Below are 20,749 nucleotides of genomic sequence, written 5' to 3'. Positions count from 1 at the left end.
GCGCGGATCGGCATTCCTCGGCGCGGCGGTGCTCGGCCTGATGCTCGCCGGCGCGCCCGATGCGGCGCGCGCGCAGGTGGCGATCAGCGGGTTGAGTCTCAACCCCGACGGCGGCAACCCGAACGACCCGCTCGCTGTCACCGCGTGCAACGGCGCGCCGCAGCTCGGCGTCGTCTATCGCAACAGCGAGACCGAACCCTACCTGGCGGTCAACCCGCACAATCCGAGCAACATGATTGCCGGCTGGCACCAGGACCGCTGGAGCACGGGCGGTGCACAAAGCCTCGGCGCCGCGTACACGTTCAACGGCGGGGCGACCTGGCAACAGGTGACCATCCCGTTCACGCGCTGCTCCGGAGCGGCGCGCGGCTCGGCCGGCGATTACGAGCGCGGCAGCGATCCGTGGATCAGCTTCAGTCCGAACGGCACCGCGCATTACATGGCGCTGGTCGAGGATACGTCGGTCAATGAGAACGCGATGATCGTGGCCCGTTCGACCAACGGCGGCGTGACGTGGTCTTCGCCCGTCGTCATTGCGCGCAATCCGGCCCGGGATCCGGTGTTGCGCTCGCTGTTCCACGACAAGAACACGCTCACCGCGGATCCCTTCGATTCCCAGCTCGTATACGCGACGTGGACGCTGTTCAGAACCGGGATCACCTCGCTCGTTTTCGCGCGCTCGGCCGACGGCGGGCAGAGGTGGTCGCCGGCGATCCCGATTGCCACGATGGGTAATGCAGCGCCTGCCGAGCAGGCCGTGTTCCGCCAGGGCGCGCAGATCGTCGTGCTGCCGGACCGCACGCTCGTGAACGCGTTCTTCCGCCTCCTTTTCGACGAGACCACGGGTCGCGTCACGTACGAGCAGGCGATTCTTCGTTCGACGGATCAGGGCCGGCATTGGACACGTGTCGACACGCGGGTCGCTTCATTCGCAAGCGTCACAGCGGTTGACCCCGAACTGGGCATTCCGGTGCGCGACGCGCAGGAGCTGCCGATCATCGCCGTCAACCGGGCGACCGGTCAGCTCTACATGACCTGGCAGGACGGCAACGCCAACAGCGGCGGCGGCGCCGGCATCGTCGTCGCGCGCTCGAACGACGGCGGCGCCACGTGGTCGACGCCGGTGCGCGTCAACCAGGGGACGGCCGCCGGCGTGCAGGCGTTCCTGCCGGTCGTTGCGGTCGATGCGCAAGGGCGGGTCGGCGTGCTCTTCTACGACTGGCGCAACGACGTGCTCGGCGACCCGGGGTTGAGCACCGACGTGTGGTTGTCGCTGTTCGACGCCGACCTGAACTACCTCGGCGAGCGCCGGCTCACGCCGCAATCGTTCGACATGCGGCAGATGGTCATCACCGGTCCGCGCGGCTTCTTCCCCGGCGACTACGTCGGGCTTTCGACCGTCGGCACCGATTTCGTCGCCGCCTTCACCGTTGCCAACAACCTAGGCCTGCCGGTCGTCTTCCCTCAGAACAACAACGGCGTGTTCGTCGACAGCCACGACCGCCAGAGCATCGTTTTCGTCCGGCAGCCCTGACGATGGCCGTGTGCGAACGGTTCGGGCTGTGCTTGCGATTGGGGCGTCGCGACAGCGGACCCGATCGTGAATCGGGCGCATGCATGGCGACGCGTTCGAGATGGACGATCTGCGCGCACAGGCCCTTCGCGGCGCTGAACAGGCCAAGCTGGGTGTCGATGAGGGCCTCTCTGCGTCGAGCGCGCGGATGGCATCCGTTGCAGGGCTGCAGAGCTGACGATCGACCCGCTTTCGTGTTGTCGCCCACGGCCCACGATGCAGGTCCGGCCTGGAGAAATTCCCACGCCCTACGTTGACGTATGTCTGCTGCACTCGGGCAGCGGTCGTTGCCTGCGGCGCCTTTGGAGCACACGGATGTCTCCTGATGGCCGACTGTAGCCTGTCGACAAACCACGTGCTCCTACAACATGGCCCACACCGTGCCCTTGTTCATTGGCTGTCGTCGATGAGTTCGCGCAACTCAGTGGGGAAGTACTCGATGCGGCCGTCCGTCATCTCATTGATGTAGAGAGAGCGCTGGTCCCACCGACCGATGGTCTCGACCTCGGCGATGAAGCCTTTGAAAGGACCACGCTTTCCTGGTGCAAACGGCGCGTAGATGTGAGGCGCTTGCACGTACTCGTCGCCAAGGTCATCGATGTCCAAGACATCTTCGAACGGCACCAGACCGACAACTTCGAGCCACGCTCGGTTCGCCTCCGGAATCTCGTTCCAGAACTCGTAGATGGTCTGCCGCCTATCGTCGTGCCGGTCGTCGCCCAGCCAAGGGTCGTCGTGTGTACGGCTTCTAGCGTCGTTCGCAGCCATCGCGGCATCCCACGATTTGCCGTCGTCCGATAGGTACGCGAAGTAGCGTTCTACGCAGAACTTAAGCCCGTCGTGCGACATGCCCCGATACGGCCACACCATCCACAGCGGGCTTTTCCTGAAATCAGCGAGGTCGCCCGGATCCGGGTACTCCGTGGCATCGGGCGAGCGCAGCAATAACGAGGCGTGGGACTGGTCTTTCAGCATGCGGTTCGCCTTCCTCTTCATCACCAAACGGGCCCGCAGGTCGGCTCGTTGTGAGCGCCGGCGGATGGTCAGTGAAAAGCCGAAGTAGGCGAACAAAAGGTGGTCGTTCTCAGGGCGGAAGAGCCGGTCCTCGAGCTCAGCCTTGCCCCAGAGGTGCCACTCCTCCAAATTCATCTCGCGGCACTTTTTGGCGAAGTCGTCGCGGGCTTTCTTCGAGAAATCGCAGGCCGCCGTGAACACAAGTCCGTGAAGCTTCTCATCCGGGCCGAGCACGGTGTCGTCCAAGTACTTGACCAAGGCCTTCGGCCCAATGGCCCGCTCGCGCTTGCACTGGATGAGCCAGAGCCTGTCATCGATGCCCTCGTTGAGGGTCGATGGCTCCTCGACCGCTTCGCCTTCTTCCGTTGAAGCAGAGGGCTGAGCCTCCTTGGCGACGATTTCGTAACCTCGGGCATCGAACCCATCGTCGCTGCCTGCGCGCCCCGTGGCCTCGAGTCGCCGCCAGGGCTTGAACTCGTACGCCAGCTGTCGCACGAGGTCTTCGAATCTCTTCGGGTCCAGGTCTTCGAAGTGCAGGGGTCCAATGGTGCGAGTGGTGGCCATGCAGCACGATAGCAGTTGCTCAATCCGGCTGAGGCGGTGCCGGCCTGCGCGGAAGCTGAGATTGGCCACCGACTTGTTGTGGCCGATTGTTCATGGCCACGAACGTCCGCCATCCCGAGAATGCTGAGGCGCTGCCGACCCGCTGCTTTTGGCAGCCGACTGTAGTCATCTTGGCAGCACTGGTTCAAATTTCTTCTCGTGCTGCCCCTTCTTGTCGCGCCATCTCAAAGTGAAGGATGGCTCGTGCGTATGCTCGAGGAAGCGAACGTAGGCATAAGTCAGCTTTTTTCCCGGCTCGATAACGGCATGAGGGAAGTGAGTGAGGGGACTCACGGCTCCCATGCCCTTTGCGAACTCGTTATCTGGGCCTTCAGACGTAAAGAACACGTCGACGGCGGGCGCCGCGCCCACGTTCTCAATTGAGAGCGAGTACTGCGGCGCCGCCCCCTCAATTTCTACCTGGAAGACGGCCCTCTTCGCGTCCTCTTGCTCGGCTTGCTTCTCCCTGATAAGCATCTCGTTCAGCCGCTGCTGCGTCCGGCTGAATCTGTAGGTGTACACGGCGGTACCTCCCGACACGAATAGAGAGATGAGGGAAATCCATGCTGAACCGTCCATGCGTCATCAACTCCAGTTGTGGTGATTCTTCTCGGATGCCCCAAGGGCCGGTCTTGGCCGCAAGCCGAGCTACGCATTTTCGGCCAAGTAGGAGTCATGGTACCGGCCCAAAGTACACGTCGATGGACAAGCTCATATCCGCCCCGAAGCGCACAAAAGGTGCCTTTGCCGCCGCCGCCCGAAACGCGTCGAAGTTTTCGCGGCAATGAACGCCCGGCGTGGCCTGCCGCTCCTCATCTGGCAGCGACGAACTTTCCGGCATTGTTGACCATCGATCGCGGGGCGCCGTGCGCAGGTTTCGACGAACTTTCGGTCGAGGTACTTGTCGGGACGGCTCGCGACGATCTTTATTCCAAGCCCTCATTGCGAAACCTTGCGCGTTTTTATTTGTCTGTGCGATAGTATCGGCACAAACTAAAGCGGCTCAAGGATGTTTTTTGAGTCCGCCGCACAGAACCCGGTGCGCCGCATCACCTCGAAACGGTGTGAGGCGCGACCGAACGAGTACGAGGGCTCCGATAGAGAACCATGCTTGCTGGACTGATTCACCTGGTCGCATGCCGCGCTGCAGCAGCATTGCGCGCACGCGCTTCCGCGCCGGGGGAATGGCCCGAGCTGCTGTTCCTGGTGCTCGTCGGCTGCTCCCTCCTGGTGCTCGCTGCGTTCGTGCTCTGGCCACTGGCCGCCGTGGCCATGCTCGTCCTGGCCGGGCTCATTGGTCGGGAGCTTCTGCGCAAATGACCGCGCCCACCCGACGCGTGCGCAAGCCCGTGCCCTCTATCCAGGACGCGCCGGTCTCCACGCGCCACCTCATCGCCGACGAGGACGAGTCGGTCGAGGACCGGGATGCCCGACGCCTCCGCAAGAGGCCGGCCCCTCACGGGGAGCCCGAACTGGACCTGGGCCATCACCAAGCCCCCATCGAGCGCTCTTTTCACGTCACGGCAGAGATCAACCAGGGGTGCGTTGATTTCAGGGTCTCAGGCAAGAGCGAACCGATCACCTTCGAAGAACTGGCCGCTGTCTGCGCCGAGCAGTTGCCGGGCGTCGTACTCGAGCGCCGGACGAAGTGGCTTCAGTACACGTTCGACCTCTGGTCGCACGCGGGCCAGTGCCTCTACTCGATCCCGATCGCGAGCCTGCCCGCGCCCGCGCCGGCGTCGCCTCCCTCCCGCAAGGCTCGCCGCCATCCATCCGAGCTGGCGGCCCATCACCCGCGGGGCTAGCCCGTCGGAAGGAAAGTCCGTCCCTCATGAAGAAGTTCATCGCCCTCCTCGCCCTCTGCCCGTGGATCGCCTATTTCCTACTGTCCTTCGTGGCCAGCCACGAGGACGCCAAGCAGTTCGTGAGCGCGAGCCTCTGGTTCGCAACCCCCGTCCTCGTCCTTGTCGCTGCGCTGCGCGCCTACGACGAAGGCATCCAGCGCGGCCGCAGCGGCGCGCGCGGACCTTCCGCCTCGGCCAACACGATTGACCACCCGGCCTTCCAAACAACCCAACTTGGACAACTGAATTGAGCTCCAGCGCCGCCACTCTCCTCTCGCGCCACCTATTCGGACGCTCACCCGTCGCGCCGTCAACCGCCTCCAGCACAGCCGGCTCTGAATGCACCATCCACAGCGCGGACGGGCTGCCAACGATAAGGCGCGAGCGTCCGGGCCTGCACCGCCACCCGGCCACCGAGATCACCCCAGCGATGCGCTCGTTGAACTGCGCGAGCGTGCGCAACGCCGGCGTCCCCGAGGCCGGTACCCAGATGAAGGTCGAGATCGCCCGGCTCTGGGCCGATGCTCTCGAATCCGGAAAGTACAAGCGCGGCGCGCGGCGCCTGAAGGACCGAACTGGCCGCCACTCGGCGCTGGGCATCCTGTGCGAGCTGCATCGCGAGCTGCATTCAGGCATGGCGCCTCTTCAGACGGAGGGCGCCAGCTACATGGGCGAGGGCCTGCTGCTGCCGCGCACGGTGCTCGCCTGGGCAGGCATGGATCTGTTCGCGAGCCAGGGTCCGCTGATTGCCGTCAAATCGAAGCTCACCCGCCAGTGGCGCGCCTACGCCGTCGACGTGCACGACTTCATGGGCGCGTCCTGGACTGAGATGGCCCGCGCGCTGCGCAGCCAGATCTGAACAGTCAAGCCCCTCCCCTCTCCCAGTCATGTCACGCCCGACCGATCGGCGCTCCTCCGGCGCCTTCAACTCCGCGCAGCTCGGCGCTTCACTGAAGCTGCGTCGCCTCTCGCGGAAGCTAACCCTGCGCGAACTCTCCGAGCAGACCGGCTTCTCCATATCGTCGCTCTCGGAACTGGAGCAGGGGGAGAAGCTGACTTTCCAAAAGGTCGCTCGCGTTTGCGCGACACTCGGCGTGCGGCTTTCGACCATCGTGCTCGAGGCCGAGCGAGTCGATCCCGCCCGCCGCGCTTCCACAGATTCCTCCACCAGGTTGTAGAGGCCCCGATGAATCGCGAATCTGAGGGATGTCCAAGGCCCTCCCTTCCTGAGTCCACGGAGCGCCACACCGGCCTGCTCAACGAGCGCGAACTAAAATCGCTCGCGTGGGCCGTCCGGCGCGCCGCCAGGTTCGGCGACGGATACGGCCAGAACATCAGAAGTGCAGAGCGTGCTCTGGCCAAGATCCGCGGGGCGGCCGCAGGCGAACAACCGACGTAGTCAGCAGATTGACGGGCGCGGCAATTTTCCCTATGACCCCCTCAGCTGAGCGCCCGGCATCCTGATACTCGGCGGCTTGTACGTGGAGGTGCTGATGTCGAGCTCTCGCTTGCAAGCGGCGACCTCTCGCCCCTCAACCTTAAGTGACACGCTGCCGACTGGGTTCCCGAACGTCACACCAGTCAACGAACCGTCGTAAAACACAAAGTCTGCCGCCTGCACGCGCAGCCGCAGGACTATGCTTAGCCGTACGGAGCACCAGTCAACCCCGTCTATCGTTAGAACGAGCCGCGGCTCAAGTGAGGCTTCCAGGTCGTGCTGAGCCAAGTGCGCGAGTTCGGGCTTTGCAGGGTTCCGGCTCTTGGCCACTGCCTCTCGAATCAGCCTGATCTGGCCCCAGCCGCGCGCCAGCAGCTCGAATGGATTGCCTGAGAGCGCCTCCGCGAGCTTCTGCTGGACGTCAACGGAAGGCAACTCGCGCACCTTCTTCCCCATGATCTTTGCGTCCTCGAAGTCGACGTCCTGCACGCATAGCTTTGCCCGGTTGTGCAGCTGCTCCAGGCCAACTTGGGTGGAATCGAAGCCGAGTATCTGGTAGATCGATCCATTCTCCTTGAGCTCAATCGATTTCATGATCGCGCTCCTCCTTGGCGTGTTCCTGGTCCGTGCACGGTCACCTCTGCTTCGGCTGGCACAACACGCCAGCCGGCAGCGAACGACCGACTGTCCTTGGCAGATCCCTTTTGGTTCGAGACGTGCACCGTCACCCCTGGCGCCGGGTCGCGTTCCAAGCGCCAGGCCGCAGTACTGTCCTTCGCCGCTGCGAGATTCCGCTTTGCCTCTCCCTTTTCACCCTTCCCACGTCTGATTAGCTTCGCCAGCAGGAATGAAATGACAAGCAATCCCAGTACTGCCGGCCATAGCGGGTTCGCGGACGACCGGGGATGCGATGGGGCTGGCGCCGAACTCTCGGGCGGCGCGCTCGGGGGTGTCCGCGTGGCCATAGTGAGGGTCACTGCTGACCCGATTGGAACCAAGTTGCCGGGGGGCGGCTCCTGCATTGCGACATACCGACGTTGATCGTCGAAATCGGCCGGAAGGTCGGGTTCAAATATCGGCTTGAGCTTTCTCCCTTCAATGCCGATCGCCGCCTCACGCCGGCCGCTGTCCCGCACGTCTGGCACTTCCACCATCCGGACCTGGTCGGGCTCTGGTGGGGCCACCGGCGGCAAAGGCTGAACTGTCGGAGGACGCTCCAGCTGAGGAGGCGCGGGATCCGGCGAAACAGGGGGCTGATCCGCCGGAGGTGGTGACGGGGGGCGGCGCGCCTGCCTCATTCGGCGCGCGGCGTCCTCGAGCGCGTCCCGAAGCTGCTGCTTTGCCTGCTCGACTTCTGGCGTCTCCTGGTTTTGGTCCCTTGGATTCGGCGGGGGCACTCTCTGTTGGCCCAGCGCTGGGGCGTTCAGGCAGACCACGACGAACCACGCAAGTGTGTGGCGGAAGAGGCGCCGGGCGTCAGTTCGGCATTCCATGCTGGGTATCTCTCCGGCAGCCTTAGATCGTGAAGGTCCCTCGGTCAGGATGGTCGACCGCTGCGCCGGGTCTGTACATCCACCAATGGTGAAGGGCACCATCGAACAGATGGCCGATCAACCGGCGTCGCGGTGGCGAGGTCGGACGCCTCATTGATGCGCGCAGGCAACGTCGCGGAGGGGTCTCCCGGCCGTCACGCATTGACGCGCAGTTATCCTCAAGACACCCCCATGTCCCGCACGATCGCCATCGCCGCCCCCGGCAGCCTCCCCTGGCTGTCAAACCCGCTGCAGGCCCACAAGCAGTGGCGCTCGACGCTGAGCTGGAAACGCGTGGAGGACGAGAACGACGCGAACGCGCCGCTCTATACGGACCACAGCAACAAGCTATACCAGTCGTTCTGGGGGAAGTTCTGCCGCTGGCTCGCTGGCCAGTCGCTTCGGCTCGACCAGGTCAAGCAGGCCCACATCGAGGCGTTCCTCTCATCACTGCGCGGGCGCAAGAACGCACCGGCCAGCGTCCGCACCATGCGTACCTACCTGGCAGAGATCAACCGCGTGTTCACGCACCTCCAGGCAATCGGTGTCCTTGGCACCAATCCGGCAGCGGTCGTGCTCGAGCACATGCGCAGTAAACACGAGACGCGGCTGGAAACCGATCCGCCGCTCCCTCCGGGCCCGACCTTCCTGGTCGCGTACGAGACGATGGCCGCCAAGATGTACGTGGAAGAGCGTGCCGTCCTCCGCCGCGGCTGGACGCCAGCACGCAATCTCGCGCTGCGGCTGATCGTCGCAGAATGCGGCCTGAAGCTGTCCGAGGTCTGCAAGCTCATCCCGCGGAACGTGTCGATCAAGGACGACGGCACTGTCGTGATTCGCTCACCCGGGCATCGGCAGGTCGCAGCTCGAGTTCTTGTGGGGAAGCGGGACCTGGCCGCGGCGCTGAAGCGCTGGATCGAGAAGCGATCCGGGTTGCAGATCGTCCGCTCGCGGCGCGCGATCGCCGAAGGCACCCGGACGTCGAATCGCCTATTCCTTGGCCAGGCCGACGTCGCGCCGTCGTCGGACCTGATCGGCGGCGGCCTGGGCGCAGCACGCAGCCCGATCGCGCCCGACCTGGCCGAACGGGTGGTCACCAGCTGCGTGAAGCGGACCTTGGAGGAGCTGGGGCACCAAGCCGCGTTCCACGGCCCGCAGTTCGTGCGCAACGCCTACGCGGCGCGCCTGATCTTGGGCGGGATGAATGACGCCGACTTGTCCGACCAGCTCGGGATGAAGACGACGTTCACCGCGCGCGCGATCAGGGAGAAACTGGGAACCCCATAGCAGCTGCTGGCCGCCATCGCTTGCCGAAGAGCGTCCTGGTGTGTAGGGTTCTCAAATGCAAGAGCAAACCCCATTTTTCGACGCATCCGTGGCGACACAGCAGGTGACCCTGGCCGGAGAGTTTCTTTTCGAGTCTGAGCTGAAGCGGGATTTTCTGTCTTTCAGAGTGGCTGTTCACCGGCGCACTCCGCCCAGCCCCATTGAATGGGGCGCCAAGATGGCCCAGCCCCTGGTTCATTCACGGCCCTTTGCTGAATTTGCAAGAGGCTACGTGCGTCTCGCCCATGCGGCCATGTGGAAAGACGATCCGGAGGACGTTCGCAAACGCTTCCTTGCGCGAGGAATAGAGGCGCATGCCGACAGCGCCGAAATGCTTGCCAGACTTCATCGTCGACTAGCGGCAGATCTAGAGTTCCCCGGCTGGCCGGCGGTCCTGTACGTATCGCTTGGAAGGGCGCTGTCGACGACCGCGTCCAAGACGTTCGACGCCAACGAGTGGACGGAGGGCGGCATGGAGATGATGAAGGCAGAGAGTCAATTCGTCGATGGCGAGGCGAAAGCTTTTGCCAGGCAGATATGTTCAAGCAAGGGCATTGACGTGAAGATTCTTCAGGAGCGGCTGGCGGCGGGAGCGCCGCTTGCATTGGCAACGATGGTGCTAGTGAATCCGGGCAGCGCGTTCTTCCAGCAGTGATAAAGATAAATCTAGAAACAGAATAAGGTTCGCCGCGCCACCCGCCACTAATTGCTTGCCGTACATGGGTTTTCTGGACGCTCTTCGACACATGAAAGTTAGCCCCGATTCTTAGCCCCTGGCGAAGAGAGGCCATCGGGCTTGGGGCGCCTCTTCGGCGCAAGCACACGTCTTGCACTTGCCAACAATTCTGCGGTGCTAGGCGTGGCACCTCTACTGCGAGCACGAAGCTGCTGCTTCTTACCTGAATCCGTGAGCTCAGTGACGAGCTGAGCGAGTCTGCTCGACTGTGATGCCCACTGCCACGAGATCGCGACCGATGATGCCCGCGCACACGGACGACGCCGGCAAGTTGGCTCCACGGGGCAAGCGGTTTGTGCCGTCGAACTTGGTTGGCGGCACATCACCGACGCCGCAACGTGCGTTGGACGCACGATTTTGGAATCCGTGGGGAGTAACAGGCGTCTTTGCGTCGCGCTATCCGCACGCGGCAAACAACTCGCCGTGTACGCGCGCGAAGGCCCTTGCTGCACGGTCATTGGCCCCCAGCCCGAGGATCAATTGCCGACCATGTTCGATGAGTCGCCCGGCGCGGTAAACGAGTTCCTGCATCACGGTCTTGATGCGCCGGCGCTTGGCCGCATGGCGCACCGGCGCATCCGGCCCATGCAGGCCGGCCTGGCCCATCAGGCGCAGGATGTTCATCGCCAACGCAGCCAGCTCGCACACGACGTAATTGGTGTCGAACTTGCCCGAGGGCAGCCGCTCCAGATCGAGGTCGGTCTTGAATTCGGAGTGGAACTGCTCATGCGTGCCGTGGTCGGCGTACAGCGCGATGACGGCTTTCGCATCGAACTGTTTGGCGCTCAGGCTCGTGCTCCAGCCCTCCAGCGTGAGCTTGGGCTCGATCAACAACTGGCCCTGCGCATCGATGGTGCGCTCGGTCAGGCGCAGCACGCGGCGCAGGGGCCGCTCGATGCCTTCGATCTCCAGCGCCTGTTCCCACAGCGTCACGCGTTTGCCCGCGCGGGGATGCTCCCAGAGCGTGGTGGCGTCGGCCTCAAGCCGCTCGGCCAGCGCCGCCACGTCGCTCGTGCGCGGGTTCCACTTGATCAGCCAGTTCAGCTGCGGCACGCCTGCGCGGTTGTACGACTCGATCTCGCGCATCAGCGCTGTGGAGTCGAAGCCCGCGTCCAGCCGCGCCAGGATCGGCGCCTTCGGACCGGCCGCACTCAGGCGCTGCGCCATCGGGATCACACGCTCGAAGTTGAATTGCGTCTCCGACGCCGAGTGCTGCACGCCCGGGCGCAGCGCCAGCTCCAGGCAGAACCCGTGCGAGCCGAGGTACGCCGCCAGCGGACAGTAGCCATCGACGCCTGCATAGGTACGGCCCACGCCGTCCTTGACAGTGCCGCCGTTGTCCATCGCGAAGGTGTCCACGTCCAGCGCCAGCCAGCCGCAAGGCAAGACGCCATAGTCGAGCCGCACGTCGGACAGCAGCGTCTCGATCAGCACTGGCAGGAAGTCAAACAGCTCGACAGCGCGGGCGTCCATGCGCTGGCGCAGCGTCGGGCTGGAGGGCAGCAGCTTGATGCCCAGCGCCTGCTTGAAGAAGGCATCGCCGCGGAAGTTCTCGATCGCATCGAAGTCCGACTTGCCTTGCACCAGCAGGCCCAGGTAGCTGCGCAGGATGTCGCTGTTGGCAACGCCACTTCTCACGGGCAATGCGGCATCGAGTTGCTTGAACACCGGTGCGAGTCGATTCAGATAATGACCCACCAGCGCCAGGCCGGCCACCGGCGTAAGGTCGTAGTCGAGTTGCTTGACGATGAAGGGGCGCATTCGAAAGATTCAGGGACTGCGTTTGCAACAGCAGCATGAACGCGCCGCACCTGTCTCGCGTTTACCAAACTACCTCGAATCACCCGCACCCGCACCCGCACCCGCAGGGTGAACCACTTTCGCTCGTGAGCTCACGGATCCAGGTCTTAGCTTCCTTCTTTACACTACCAAGAGCCCGAGTTTCATTTGGGGACAAACTCGCGAGGGTCACGATCTCCCCCAGCTGCTTGCGGTACGCCTCCGCGAGTGACTCCCTATACGCAACTTCTCGATCGGACTCAAAGGGACATAGCAAGTCCTTGAAGTCCTTGGAAGGCTCTTTACCGGTTGCTGAATACACGATCAGCTCTTCAACGACCTCGCGCGTCGTCGAGAACTTTGCGGAGTGATATGCCTCCACCACCGTCTCCCATGAGACCACTTTCCGTCTCCGGCGGTGCTCACGTTCGAACGACGTCAAGAGCAGCTCTTGAACATACGCCTTCACACCCGCGGAGAGAATCCAAAGTTCACGCGCCTTATCTACGAACTCGAAGCCAAACACACCAGGCACAGCGCGCTCCAACTCTTGCAAGTACCCCTCCCAGTCCGCTGAATCCGGAAGGTCCGGGACAATTACGACTAGCGACGTCAGAAGTCGCCTCTTGAGTTCCGGGCTTAAACGACGCTTGAGACGGCTACACAAACTGAAGTTCGCTCCGTACGCGCACGGCTTTCCCAGGTATGTCATGGCGAGCAGCGCCTTGCTGATCATTGAGATGGCACTGTCACTTTGCGTTATGAACTGAACCTCATCGATCATCGCAAGGCAACGCCCGGTCACATAGAAATGACGCGCCGAGGCGATCTGTGCTTTCCCGAACCCCGCACCGCTCTCATAAAGACCGGGTCCTGCCAATCCTCTGAGAATCTCTCCCGGGCTGCTCTGTCCCTCCACTCGGAAAAGGGAGCTTGACATCATGGGAAACGGCATGTACTCCGGCCCCATTGAAACAGTTCCGTCCGACGGAAAGACTCGACTAATCGCCTTGAAGAGGGCGCTCTTTCCAACCCCGGGCAGGCCAGTAACGCACATTGGGACGTACCGATCTTCAGCTTCGAAACTCTCCGCGAGGCAGCGGGTCAACACGAATGCTTTGCTCGGATAGGCCTTTCTAGCATGTGCCAAGGCCAAGCCTACAAGGTCCTGCATCGCATGGCATTCCTGCTCTCCGGGATAGTAGAACCTGGCCCACTCGTCACGAATCAGATGGCATGCCTCTTGTACTGAGACATTTTGCAGTCCAGTTAAAGGGCGAGCGGGGATCCTTGACCTCTTTCTGATTACATCGATTGAGGTTAACCCTCTGAACCTGCTGACCCAGATACTGGATGATGGCATCCCCTTTACTTTCCCCGCAGAATTTTTTTCAATGCAATCCCCTCACTCCGGCTCACACCCTTTCGCCGCTTGGGTGCGCCCTTCCTGCGACGCCCCGTACCTAACTTGACGCCGGTCGCAGCCTCAGCATCAATTGAGAGTTGTGCTGACGTTGCAAGCTTGTGCTCCTCCACCCTGCTGGTAGATTGAGAGATGAACCTCTCCCTCTCCTTCAGTTCTTCCAGCGAGACGTACAGTTCCTCGTCTCCGCAGCGATAGGGAACTTGCATGTCGAGCTGGATGACCTTTCCGTGAACATCAATCCATATGTGCCTCACACAGGTCTCTAGTACATAGACGTCGACCTTGGGAGACTGCTCGCGCGACACCCGATCTCGAACTCCCGAGGCATCGAACGCCCGAGACCCAAAGACTCTTCCATGAAGAACGATTCCATGTCGATCGAACTTCGCGTCGTCGACCTTCGTCAGAAACGACCGGAGGGCCTCGTCGAAAGTTATCGGGATCGCATCATTCCTTTCTAGCCGGTCCAGCTCGCGCCAGAGATTGATTGATGTCGGCGGATTGACTCTCGCGAGCAGGTCGTCAGGGACCCGGCTCTGGACGTCCATTTTTTCGTTGTCACTAACTGCACGGAGGATTTCCTCCTTGATCAGCTGACAGACGTTCTTCTTGCTCGGGATGTAAGTTGGCCCTTCACGGTCTTTGGATGACCTTGGGTGAGATGCCTCAATCACAGCCTTTGACTGAGCTGCCCCAGACGGTGCAATCGCGTTGAACACGGGTTGAAACTCCGGATCGCGCGAGAAAGCTTCATCGGATGAGCCAGGACCGCGATCCTGCACATCGTTTGGAGAAATCCCGCCCGGTACGCAACGCCCTTTGACGTCCAGACCGAAGAGCGCACCAAACGCGCCGATTCCAACGGCCTCACAGAATCGGGCGGTTCGATAGGCCGACGCGGTTTCTGAACCTAGAGAGAATCCGAGACCTGTGCACGTGCCGGATCTAACGTCCCTGCGCCGGACGACTCGAATCGGTTTCAATGGAAGTCCCTCGTTGAGAAAATCTATCGGTGCCTCTTTCATCACGTAGGCGTCAGTTTCCACTCGCTCCATGAGGTTGCTCACGTTTGCTGTGAAACTCCCGCGGAACGGCGCGTTCTCTGCCCGCTCTTTGGTCTTGCCGATCTTGTCCTCTCTCACACTGGCCTTTCCGCGAGATTTGTTGACGTGATACCAAAACTCATTGCGACTGGGAAAAGCGTGGCCGTCAGGATGAAAGAACTCTCGATATCCGCCTCGCAGGCGAGTATGGCACCCGAAATATTGGACGGCAGCATTTGTGTATATCTGGTTCTGTCCGACACCAAGTCCCTTCAGCTCTTCATACGCAACCATCATGTCCGGCGCCATTGGGTTTGCATTGAAGCCGTGGCCCTTTCCCTTTTTGCCAGGTGTGCCACGCTTGACCGCTGAGGTATTTTCATCCCTACTCCACTTGCCGAGATTTCCGGTTCGGTAGTGGAGCGCGAGTTCATTCTTTCCAAATGCGAGGTATGCATAGAACCACAGCCTGAACCTCACAGCCTTCACGCGTGGCTTGCATGCACGTGCAAACTTGTTGAGCAGGTGATCCGGATCCTCGCTGCGCAGGATCTCCTTCAGAATCTGAATTGCAGGACCAATCGAAGCCAACTTCGCCTCAATCCTGCCCCTATGCGCCTTCTTGGGCGCTCTTCGATGGGAATCGCTGGCTTTCAGATCTCCCTCCTCCCGCGGCGACAACCACGACGGAAGCCTCGCCTGTGGATGCTCTTTCACAAGCTCCCCGGTGTCGACTCCCTGCTCGAAGTAGGACCTCGTCATGAAATGTGGAAACGCCCTCGGTTCAGAGGAGTTCGTCTCGAAGCACACCAACGCGACCCTTTCAGTGGCCGCATCGTTCATCAACACGTGATATGTACACCCCTGCTGCAGATCCCGATACCCATTGGGGGCAACGTACTGAGTACCCAGTGACATGACTCAATTCCGGCTCAACCAAGATCTGTACCTATGAAGGACATCCTCATGCTGAGGCCGTAGCGGCCGGTCGACGAGGACGGGCTGAAAGAGGTCGACACGAAGCTGCCGATTCCAAATAGCGCGGTGCAACGCGAGCTTCAGTTGGTGTGTGTCGAGGCCGATTCCGCTCTTCTTCATCCGATAGATAGCATCAAGGGCCGACTCACCGCGGGCCATCGCCGCCTGATAGTTGCAGATGATCTCTGCGTTCTGTGCTTCGGTGTATTCCACGCGTCGCTTCTGCCAAGACAAAATCTGGCGAAGGTTCTCAACGACGTGCCAATCCAGTTCGTCTTCAGCCGCCACCTGAATGGTCTTGATGGCCCCTGCGGAGTATCTGACCTCTTCGATGAGATGCCTGGCTTGCGTTTTCGCGTCGGCCAGCATCTGATCAGCTGGGCTAAATCGCCGGCGGTCACGAGCGAAGTCTTCCAAACTTGGCTTGACATCCAGGTTTGTACAGAACGCTCCATCCACGTCCTCAAGGAACAGTAGGAAGTCTGCGTACCAAGCGGAGGGAATGACAACGAAATTGCCTTGACGATCTCTACAACTGACCAAAGGGTATTGCTCGATCAAGCCCAGCCACTCGGCCACCTGAAGTGCACCCGGAAGGGGTGGCAACCGAACCTGGCTCGCCTTTGCGTGGCCGCTTAGAGGATGAGGGCGTTCGTCAAAATGCAAAAGCCGCTGCTCTTGGATGTCAAACAGCCAAGGGCAGTAGAGAACTATGACCAAGATGCCAAGTTCGAGCTTAGAGAGCACATGGATGTATCTACCAATCTTGGGCCAGAACACCTTCAGCGCCCAGGAGCCCGTTGGCGCCTCCGCCGTAGTGGCAAGGATCGACGGGATGTAGTCTCGCCCAAAGGACGGAGGGTCCTGCCTTGAAAGGACCTTTTTGAGCCTCATCAGATTCAGAGGGTCAGATCTCCTCATCGCGACCTCGCTTAGCCGAAGTACGACATTGCTTCTGCAGCACTAGCGCCCTCGCAGGTCACGACACGCGAACCCTCCGCGTTAACGAACGCCACGCCCGCGCAACGGGGCGGCGAGCCAGATGTGCACGCTAGCACACTTCCACCACTCTCGCAAGTTAGGAGCGATTGCCCAATTTTAGCGACTGTTGCGCGCTATTTTTCGGCTCTTTCTCTCTGATATCTATTACCGCGCCAATAGTCCGACACGGATGTTTGCCGCTCAATGTTTGAACGCCAGAGGCAATTCGGCGAAGCTCTAGTTCTAACCTCCTAGCGCGTCAGTTCACTCCGATTGATGCCGCCCAGCGGGCGATATGGTACGAAGCACCGTACGACACGCGCTCCTAAGTTGCGGCCAGGATTCAAATGCCCACGCGATCAGCGGGATGTGCCAGAGCGGGTTGGTCGGAACGCGACCCATCGACAGCAGCGCGATCGCCACGGAAAGCGCGTGTTCACGCGCGCACCACAGATCTTTGAAGTCATGGAACTCAGAGAGGAGCGCAATGAATCGACCCAACTCTGTATCGACGTCCGATCGACGCAAGCGCATCGAGTGCGGACTCAACAGGCCCCGTTCGTTGAAGGCCCTCGCATAGGCGCGACTAAGGAGCCAGGGCTGCAGTCGGGCGCGTGCTCCGCACACCCCTATGGACCTCGCAAGCTCGGATGCCATTGAGCCGGCCTTGGCTACTTGGACGCTCACCTCCTGTCCGAAGTCCACCGTCTCTGGAGTCGGCAAGTACCACCAGGGGCCATTACCCTTGGGCCACGCATTTCGCGAACGTCCAAGCACCGTGCCATGTCGCACGCACATCACCGATCCCGGAAACTGGTGCGATAAATGCCAGTAGCCAGTCCCGAAGGTCCGCCGGTCATGTTGAATGCACGTCGCACAAGCTTTCAGCGAATGCGATGAACTCAACCGCCTCGATGTCAGACCTATCAGTGGGCGAAGCCCCAGACGCGAACCACGGCAGAGGATCTCCATCGCAGCAGTTGCCCTTCCCCTCGGAAGAAGCCAGAAGTAGAAGGGGACAAGGGTGTGAGCCAGAATGATCTCGTCCGCGGCTCCCAATATCCCGACCGATTGCTCTACAAACAAGTCCATCTGTGCTGGGAAGTCGTCCACCCTCGCACGGCCTGGGCGGCCAAACAGTTCAATGTATGTATCGAGAGAGCGACTATTCCCGGACAAGCGGTGATGTCGGCTGCACAGGCTAAAGAACGTCTCATCAGGCAGCCACATGCGGGGAATGATCATCTCGCCCCGGCGATTCACAGATGCGGCACGCGCCAAGCCTTGGGGCGCGGCGCGCACCATTCGATCGCTGTTCGCCACAGACCTTCGAGCCCCTCCTCTCCATGTACATTAAGGCTCTGTGGCTGGTGCAGACCACACAAGGGCAGCCTGCGCCCGAAATGCAGGTTGCTCTCTGTGGTCCGACCACATACTAGGCAAGACTCGGACATCACACGCTCGGCATCGACAACGATTGGGTCGATTTGCCTACTAAGCGCCTGAATCTCGGCTACAGGGCTGGTCACCACCTGTGCACACCTGGTCTCGCGCCCAACTTCGAGAGCGTAATGAGATCGCCCTTGCAGGAAGTAGATCAGATGCGCCGCCCCTTGCTCTTCCACAATCTGAACCCATTGGAAATATAGCGCCCTGTTCGGGACCAGCTCATGAATGGACTCGCACGTCCTAGCAAGTGCGGGCGCCCATCCACGGAAGACTGTCATCTCAAGGTGTGGCCCACCGAACATGTACGAAAGCCGCCGCCTCGTTGCAGAGAAGGAGCTGGGCCGGTCCGAGCGCTCCGACAATGGCAACTCTGGCACGGACGAATCAATCCGCGTCCTGGTCCGTCTGTGGGAAAGGCTATCGCTGGACTGCTCAGGCACGTCCAGCGAGTAAACGGCGGGAACGAAGTGAACGGCGGATACGCAACGCTCAGATGAATCTCTGGAGAGCTCGCAGAAGCGGGAAAGGCTCCTGGCCTGCGCTCTTACATCTCGCTTGGTCATCAGCGGGTCCTCCTACAAGAAGGGACATGTCCACAAATGGACACCCTGAGGACCAGATCCGCGTTCGCCAAGGTTTTGGGCCCCGCGAGCCAAGTTGACCCGCCCCACATCGGAAATGTCCCTGGTGCGGTCAAACGTCCCACCGGTGCGCACGTTCGGCGCCAGATTCGATTCGACCTCATTCGTATCATAGACGAGGGTCTTCGGAAGATCAAGCTGGCTCCAGCCGCCACTGTAGTGGGTCGTCACGTGCGCCTCTTCGCTCAAAGGAGCCCGCGCTGCCCCATTTGGCAACGAACCGACGGATCGAAGCATCGGCCCCTTCGTCGACCTCGACACGTCCTCATGCTCGAATTCGCCAGCCACAGCCGAAATCGACGCGTATAGACAACAGTGCTCCGAAGAAACACCGTCTTCATGTCGTTTTGTATTATAGAAACGGGTGTATGAAAGAGCCAATGCGGCGAGATTCGTCGCATGCGGTCGAATCAAGATCCAGCACTGCTTCAGGCGTTCGCGGCCGAACTAAAGGTCCGGCGGGCATCGCTCGGGATCAATCAGGACGAGCTGGCGTACGAGTCCGGCGTGAATAGATCGTTCGTTGCAAAACTCGAGGTCGGCACGTCGAGCCCTTCTCTAACGACCCTGTTCCGAATCGCAGAAGGACTGCACGCGCAGCCTGCGGATCTGATTCAGTCAGTTTCCAAGCGCTATCAGAAGGAATTGAGGGCCGCTCGTAGAAGCGCATGGGAGCGAGGCGCCAAGACCAAGTAGGTCAAAGTGGCCTGGGCGGTCTCCGTTTGCTTCCATCAACCCGAGCGCTCCTGCGCATCGTAGGTCGCGTCATGGGTGGCAAGACGACGACACGCCTGCCCGCATTCTTACCGAATGGAAGCTTGTTCGCTATTCGACCAGTGCCGAAAAGGGATGAGTCTCGCCTCGGATCATTCTTGAGACTCGTCCAGGTCAATCATTTGCCCGGCCTCAAACAACTTGCGCAACTGTTCGACCCAACAGGTAAGACGCTTTTCGCCCTAGAGCACGCAAACAGATGGGATGACGTCGTAGGGAATGCCAAACTCCACGCCCGCCCGCCAGGAAGACAATTTCCGACCCGCCGCTCTCCATACTCGCGCATCTGTGTTCAATGCCTCGCTGGGGATCCAAACCCATTCATTCGTTCATATTGGGATCTCCCCTTGAGTTTGGTATGTCAGAAGCACAACTCACTTCTGCTTGATACATGCCAGCACTGCGGCCGCCCAATCGACTACCTACGCCGAGAGATCGCGAAATGCTCGTGTGGGAGGGCATTCTCGGAAGTCCCTCAAGCATCGCCTCCATGGGTAGCTGCGATGCTGTCACTATTCGTCGATCTTGGCGATCCCACGAGATACGAATCGCATTCGCAGGCGACGTCGGATGAGAGAGTGGCCGCACTCAACTTGATCAAGTTTGCCACGGTCCATGCAACCGGGACAACGGCATTGGCCGGAGCATCGCCCAAGTCTTTCAGCCGTCCACTCTTGGTGAGGCGTAGGCATCTGGCCGATCTTGAGGCATGGTTTGCGGATGGGAGTCGCTCCTTTTTTACCCAATGGTCCCAATTGAGTGACCACGCTCCTTGGCACAGATCTCGGCACGTGCTTCATGCTTACATATTTCCCAGGCTGTCCGAGATGATCACCGCCGCGTTCAAATCGATTCCCCCTCAAGTACGAAAACAGCAGATGCATGCTCGAGGCCTACCCGTCTTCTACAACGGCAGTGATCTCGAGAGGATCTTTTCGGTTACTCCGGACACCATCACCTATTGGCGAGGTCTGGGCTTGATACCTTCAAAGGCTTCTCCCGACATGCCGAACCGCATTCCTTTCTTTGCCGTTGAGCGGATCAAAGCGTTGCACGATCAAGGGTGCACGCAAGAGCAAGCTTCTGCAATTCTTGGCTGTTCCAGAGATGCGTTGATTAAGCTCTTCCGGCTGAAAGCAGTCGAGATGACCGGGTTCAGGGCAAAGTACCTGTTTGATCGCCCCAGCCGTACTTCGCTCACGGCACTTTCGGAAAGTTTTCTTGCGCGCGCTTCCCCGCTGCAGACACGCAGCCATCGAATCTCCTTCGAAACGCTTGTGGACGCCATCAATACGCCGTTTCAGTGGAAAAGGTTCTTCTCTCTGGTTCGGGGGCCGCTGCATGTTCTCTTGAATCCCGGCGGCACACGCTTGGGCGATGTGAGCTTCCTGCGCAGAGAGCTAGCTGAGCACGGATATATCTAAACGAAGCGTTGTTCCGCGGTGCTCTACGGCGAATAGGACGGCGCAGAACGAATGAAGGTGCAGCGGACCGCAGCGTTAGCGTCCGTTAGCGTCCAGTGACCCGCCGACCCGCCGACCCGCCGACCCGCCGACCCGCCGACCCGCCGACCCGCCGACCCGCCGACAAGAATAGTCACAGGTCTAACATT

At 60.9% G+C, this 20,749-nt stretch carries 19 protein-coding genes and 1 pseudogene; 12 read left to right on the top strand and 8 right to left on the bottom strand.

The window, feature by feature from the left end; genetic code table 11:
* Positions 1-1,534 (top strand): sialidase family protein (locus ACSQ89_RS43120; protein ID WP_436298231.1); only part of this gene is annotated, 1,534 nt, incomplete at its 5' end.
* Between the two features lie 79 nt (positions 1,535-1,613).
* Positions 1,614-1,751: a hypothetical protein gene (locus ACSQ89_RS43115; protein WP_436298230.1), complete on the top strand. Its 138-nt coding sequence runs from the start codon at positions 1,614-1,616 to the stop codon at positions 1,749-1,751.
* A 212-nt stretch (positions 1,752-1,963) separates the two neighbouring features.
* Here ACSQ89_RS43115 and ACSQ89_RS43110 read toward each other — a convergent pair whose 3' ends face one another.
* Both ACSQ89_RS43110 and ACSQ89_RS43105 read right to left on the bottom strand, forming a co-directional pair.
* Positions 1,964-3,151 carry a hypothetical protein gene (locus ACSQ89_RS43110; protein ID WP_436291898.1) on the bottom strand — a complete coding sequence of 396 codons (1,188 nt, stop codon included), beginning with the start codon at positions 3,149-3,151 and terminating at the stop codon, positions 1,964-1,966.
* A gap of 165 nt (positions 3,152-3,316) precedes the next feature.
* Entirely contained in the window at positions 3,317-3,712 is a 396-nt protein-coding gene (locus ACSQ89_RS43105) for a hypothetical protein (RefSeq protein ID WP_436298229.1), read from the bottom strand.
* Between the two features lie 585 nt (positions 3,713-4,297).
* Between ACSQ89_RS43105 and ACSQ89_RS43100 the strand changes: the two genes are divergently transcribed.
* The 5 genes from ACSQ89_RS43100 to ACSQ89_RS43080 all read left to right on the top strand — a co-directional run bounded on the left by ACSQ89_RS43100 (position 4,298) and on the right by ACSQ89_RS43080 (position 6,212).
* Positions 4,298-4,510, top strand: coding sequence for a hypothetical protein (locus tag ACSQ89_RS43100; protein ID WP_436298228.1), 213 nt, complete (start codon positions 4,298-4,300; stop codon positions 4,508-4,510).
* A complete protein-coding gene (locus ACSQ89_RS43095; protein WP_436298227.1) occupies positions 4,507-4,995 on the top strand; it encodes a hypothetical protein in 489 nt (162 codons plus the stop codon). Before ACSQ89_RS43100 ends, ACSQ89_RS43095 begins: the two co-directional genes overlap by 4 nt.
* A gap of 26 nt (positions 4,996-5,021) precedes the next feature.
* A complete protein-coding gene (locus ACSQ89_RS43090) occupies positions 5,022-5,285 on the top strand; it encodes a hypothetical protein (protein WP_436298226.1) in 264 nt (87 codons plus the stop codon).
* A gap of 179 nt (positions 5,286-5,464) precedes the next feature.
* Positions 5,465-5,893 carry a hypothetical protein gene (locus tag ACSQ89_RS43085; RefSeq protein WP_436298225.1) on the top strand — a complete coding sequence of 143 codons (429 nt, stop codon included), beginning with the start codon at positions 5,465-5,467 and terminating at the stop codon, positions 5,891-5,893.
* Between the two features lie 28 nt (positions 5,894-5,921).
* A complete protein-coding gene (locus ACSQ89_RS43080) occupies positions 5,922-6,212 on the top strand; it encodes a helix-turn-helix domain-containing protein (RefSeq protein ID WP_436298223.1) in 291 nt (96 codons plus the stop codon).
* Between the two features lie 251 nt (positions 6,213-6,463).
* On the opposite strand, the gene ACSQ89_RS43075 is transcribed toward ACSQ89_RS43080, so the two are convergent.
* Complete coding sequence (locus ACSQ89_RS43075) at positions 6,464-7,066, bottom strand: hypothetical protein (RefSeq protein ID WP_436298222.1); 603 nt, start codon at positions 7,064-7,066, stop codon at positions 6,464-6,466.
* Between the two features lie 1,130 nt (positions 7,067-8,196).
* On the opposite strand from ACSQ89_RS43075, the gene ACSQ89_RS43070 reads away from it, so the two are divergent.
* A complete protein-coding gene (locus tag ACSQ89_RS43070) occupies positions 8,197-9,291 on the top strand; it encodes a hypothetical protein (RefSeq protein ID WP_436298220.1) in 1,095 nt (364 codons plus the stop codon).
* Positions 9,292-9,346: 55 nt separating this feature from the next.
* Positions 9,347-9,985, top strand: coding sequence for a hypothetical protein (locus ACSQ89_RS43065; protein WP_436298219.1), 639 nt, complete (start codon positions 9,347-9,349; stop codon positions 9,983-9,985).
* 477 nt (positions 9,986-10,462) lie between these two features.
* Here ACSQ89_RS43065 and ACSQ89_RS43060 read toward each other — a convergent pair whose 3' ends face one another.
* The 5 genes from ACSQ89_RS43060 to ACSQ89_RS43040 form a co-directional block, all read right to left on the bottom strand.
* Positions 10,463-11,827 carry an IS1380 family transposase gene (locus ACSQ89_RS43060; RefSeq protein ID WP_436298218.1) on the bottom strand — a complete coding sequence of 455 codons (1,365 nt, stop codon included), beginning with the start codon at positions 11,825-11,827 and terminating at the stop codon, positions 10,463-10,465.
* A gap of 79 nt (positions 11,828-11,906) precedes the next feature.
* The gene (locus ACSQ89_RS43055; RefSeq protein WP_436298217.1) at positions 11,907-13,019 is read right to left on the bottom strand and encodes a hypothetical protein; all 1,113 of its coding nucleotides are present in this window, start codon (positions 13,017-13,019) and stop codon (positions 11,907-11,909) included.
* A 194-nt stretch (positions 13,020-13,213) separates the two neighbouring features.
* The gene (locus ACSQ89_RS43050; RefSeq protein ID WP_436291913.1) at positions 13,214-15,232 is read right to left on the bottom strand and encodes a hypothetical protein; all 2,019 of its coding nucleotides are present in this window, start codon (positions 15,230-15,232) and stop codon (positions 13,214-13,216) included.
* 3 nt (positions 15,233-15,235) lie between these two features.
* Complete coding sequence (locus ACSQ89_RS43045) at positions 15,236-16,186, bottom strand: hypothetical protein (protein WP_436291914.1); 951 nt, start codon at positions 16,184-16,186, stop codon at positions 15,236-15,238.
* 351 nt (positions 16,187-16,537) lie between these two features.
* Positions 16,538-17,503 (bottom strand): TniQ family protein, encoded by a 966-nt coding sequence (locus ACSQ89_RS43040; RefSeq protein ID WP_436298235.1) that lies wholly within the window; start codon positions 17,501-17,503, stop codon positions 16,538-16,540.
* Positions 17,504-18,762: 1,259 nt separating this feature from the next.
* On the opposite strand from ACSQ89_RS43040, the gene ACSQ89_RS43035 reads away from it, so the two are divergent.
* The 3 genes and pseudogenes from ACSQ89_RS43035 to ACSQ89_RS43025 all read left to right on the top strand — a co-directional run bounded on the left by ACSQ89_RS43035 (position 18,763) and on the right by ACSQ89_RS43025 (position 20,561).
* Positions 18,763-19,059, top strand: a complete 297-nt coding sequence (locus ACSQ89_RS43035) for a helix-turn-helix domain-containing protein (protein WP_436291916.1) — start codon at positions 18,763-18,765, stop codon at positions 19,057-19,059.
* Positions 19,032-19,508, top strand: a pseudogene (locus tag ACSQ89_RS43030) (TniQ family protein); the annotation flags it as partial. The gene ACSQ89_RS43035 and the pseudogene ACSQ89_RS43030, both read left to right, overlap by 28 nt.
* Before the next feature lie 456 nt (positions 19,509-19,964).
* Positions 19,965-20,561 (top strand): hypothetical protein, encoded by a 597-nt coding sequence (locus ACSQ89_RS43025; protein ID WP_436291974.1) that lies wholly within the window; start codon positions 19,965-19,967, stop codon positions 20,559-20,561.
* Positions 20,562-20,749: the final 188 nt, after the last annotated feature.

This window comes from Variovorax sp. LjRoot175 (assembly GCF_964253805.1).
Lineage (GTDB): Bacteria > Pseudomonadota > Gammaproteobacteria > Burkholderiales > Burkholderiaceae_C > Variovorax.
This window is presented reverse-complemented; position numbering and strand designations above follow the sequence as displayed.

Bases quoted from the DNA above. Each gene is read 5' to 3' on its own strand.
- ACSQ89_RS43115 (WP_436298230.1), top strand. From the start codon at position 1,614: ATGCATGGCGACGCGTTCGAGATGGACGATCTGCGCGCACAGGCCCTT.
- ACSQ89_RS43110 (WP_436291898.1), bottom strand. From the start codon at position 3,151: ATGGCCACCACTCGCACCATTGGACCCCTGCACTTCGAAGACCTGGAC.
- ACSQ89_RS43100 (WP_436298228.1), top strand. From the start codon at position 4,298: ATGCTTGCTGGACTGATTCACCTGGTCGCATGCCGCGCTGCAGCAGCA.
- ACSQ89_RS43095 (WP_436298227.1), top strand. From the start codon at position 4,507: ATGACCGCGCCCACCCGACGCGTGCGCAAGCCCGTGCCCTCTATCCAG.
- ACSQ89_RS43090 (WP_436298226.1), top strand. From the start codon at position 5,022: ATGAAGAAGTTCATCGCCCTCCTCGCCCTCTGCCCGTGGATCGCCTAT.
- ACSQ89_RS43085 (WP_436298225.1), top strand. From the start codon at position 5,465: ATGCGCTCGTTGAACTGCGCGAGCGTGCGCAACGCCGGCGTCCCCGAG.
- ACSQ89_RS43080 (WP_436298223.1), top strand. From the start codon at position 5,922: ATGTCACGCCCGACCGATCGGCGCTCCTCCGGCGCCTTCAACTCCGCG.
- ACSQ89_RS43075 (WP_436298222.1), bottom strand. From the start codon at position 7,066: ATGAAATCGATTGAGCTCAAGGAGAATGGATCGATCTACCAGATACTC.
- ACSQ89_RS43070 (WP_436298220.1), top strand. From the start codon at position 8,197: ATGTCCCGCACGATCGCCATCGCCGCCCCCGGCAGCCTCCCCTGGCTG.
- ACSQ89_RS43065 (WP_436298219.1), top strand. From the start codon at position 9,347: ATGCAAGAGCAAACCCCATTTTTCGACGCATCCGTGGCGACACAGCAG.
- ACSQ89_RS43060 (WP_436298218.1), bottom strand. From the start codon at position 11,827: ATGCGCCCCTTCATCGTCAAGCAACTCGACTACGACCTTACGCCGGTG.
- ACSQ89_RS43055 (WP_436298217.1), bottom strand. From the start codon at position 13,019: ATGCAGGACCTTGTAGGCTTGGCCTTGGCACATGCTAGAAAGGCCTAT.
- ACSQ89_RS43050 (WP_436291913.1), bottom strand. From the start codon at position 15,232: ATGTCACTGGGTACTCAGTACGTTGCCCCCAATGGGTATCGGGATCTG.
- ACSQ89_RS43045 (WP_436291914.1), bottom strand. From the start codon at position 16,186: ATGAGGCTCAAAAAGGTCCTTTCAAGGCAGGACCCTCCGTCCTTTGGG.
- ACSQ89_RS43040 (WP_436298235.1), bottom strand. From the start codon at position 17,503: ATGTGGCTGCCTGATGAGACGTTCTTTAGCCTGTGCAGCCGACATCAC.
- ACSQ89_RS43035 (WP_436291916.1), top strand. From the start codon at position 18,763: ATGCGGTCGAATCAAGATCCAGCACTGCTTCAGGCGTTCGCGGCCGAA.
- ACSQ89_RS43025 (WP_436291974.1), top strand. From the start codon at position 19,965: ATGATCACCGCCGCGTTCAAATCGATTCCCCCTCAAGTACGAAAACAG.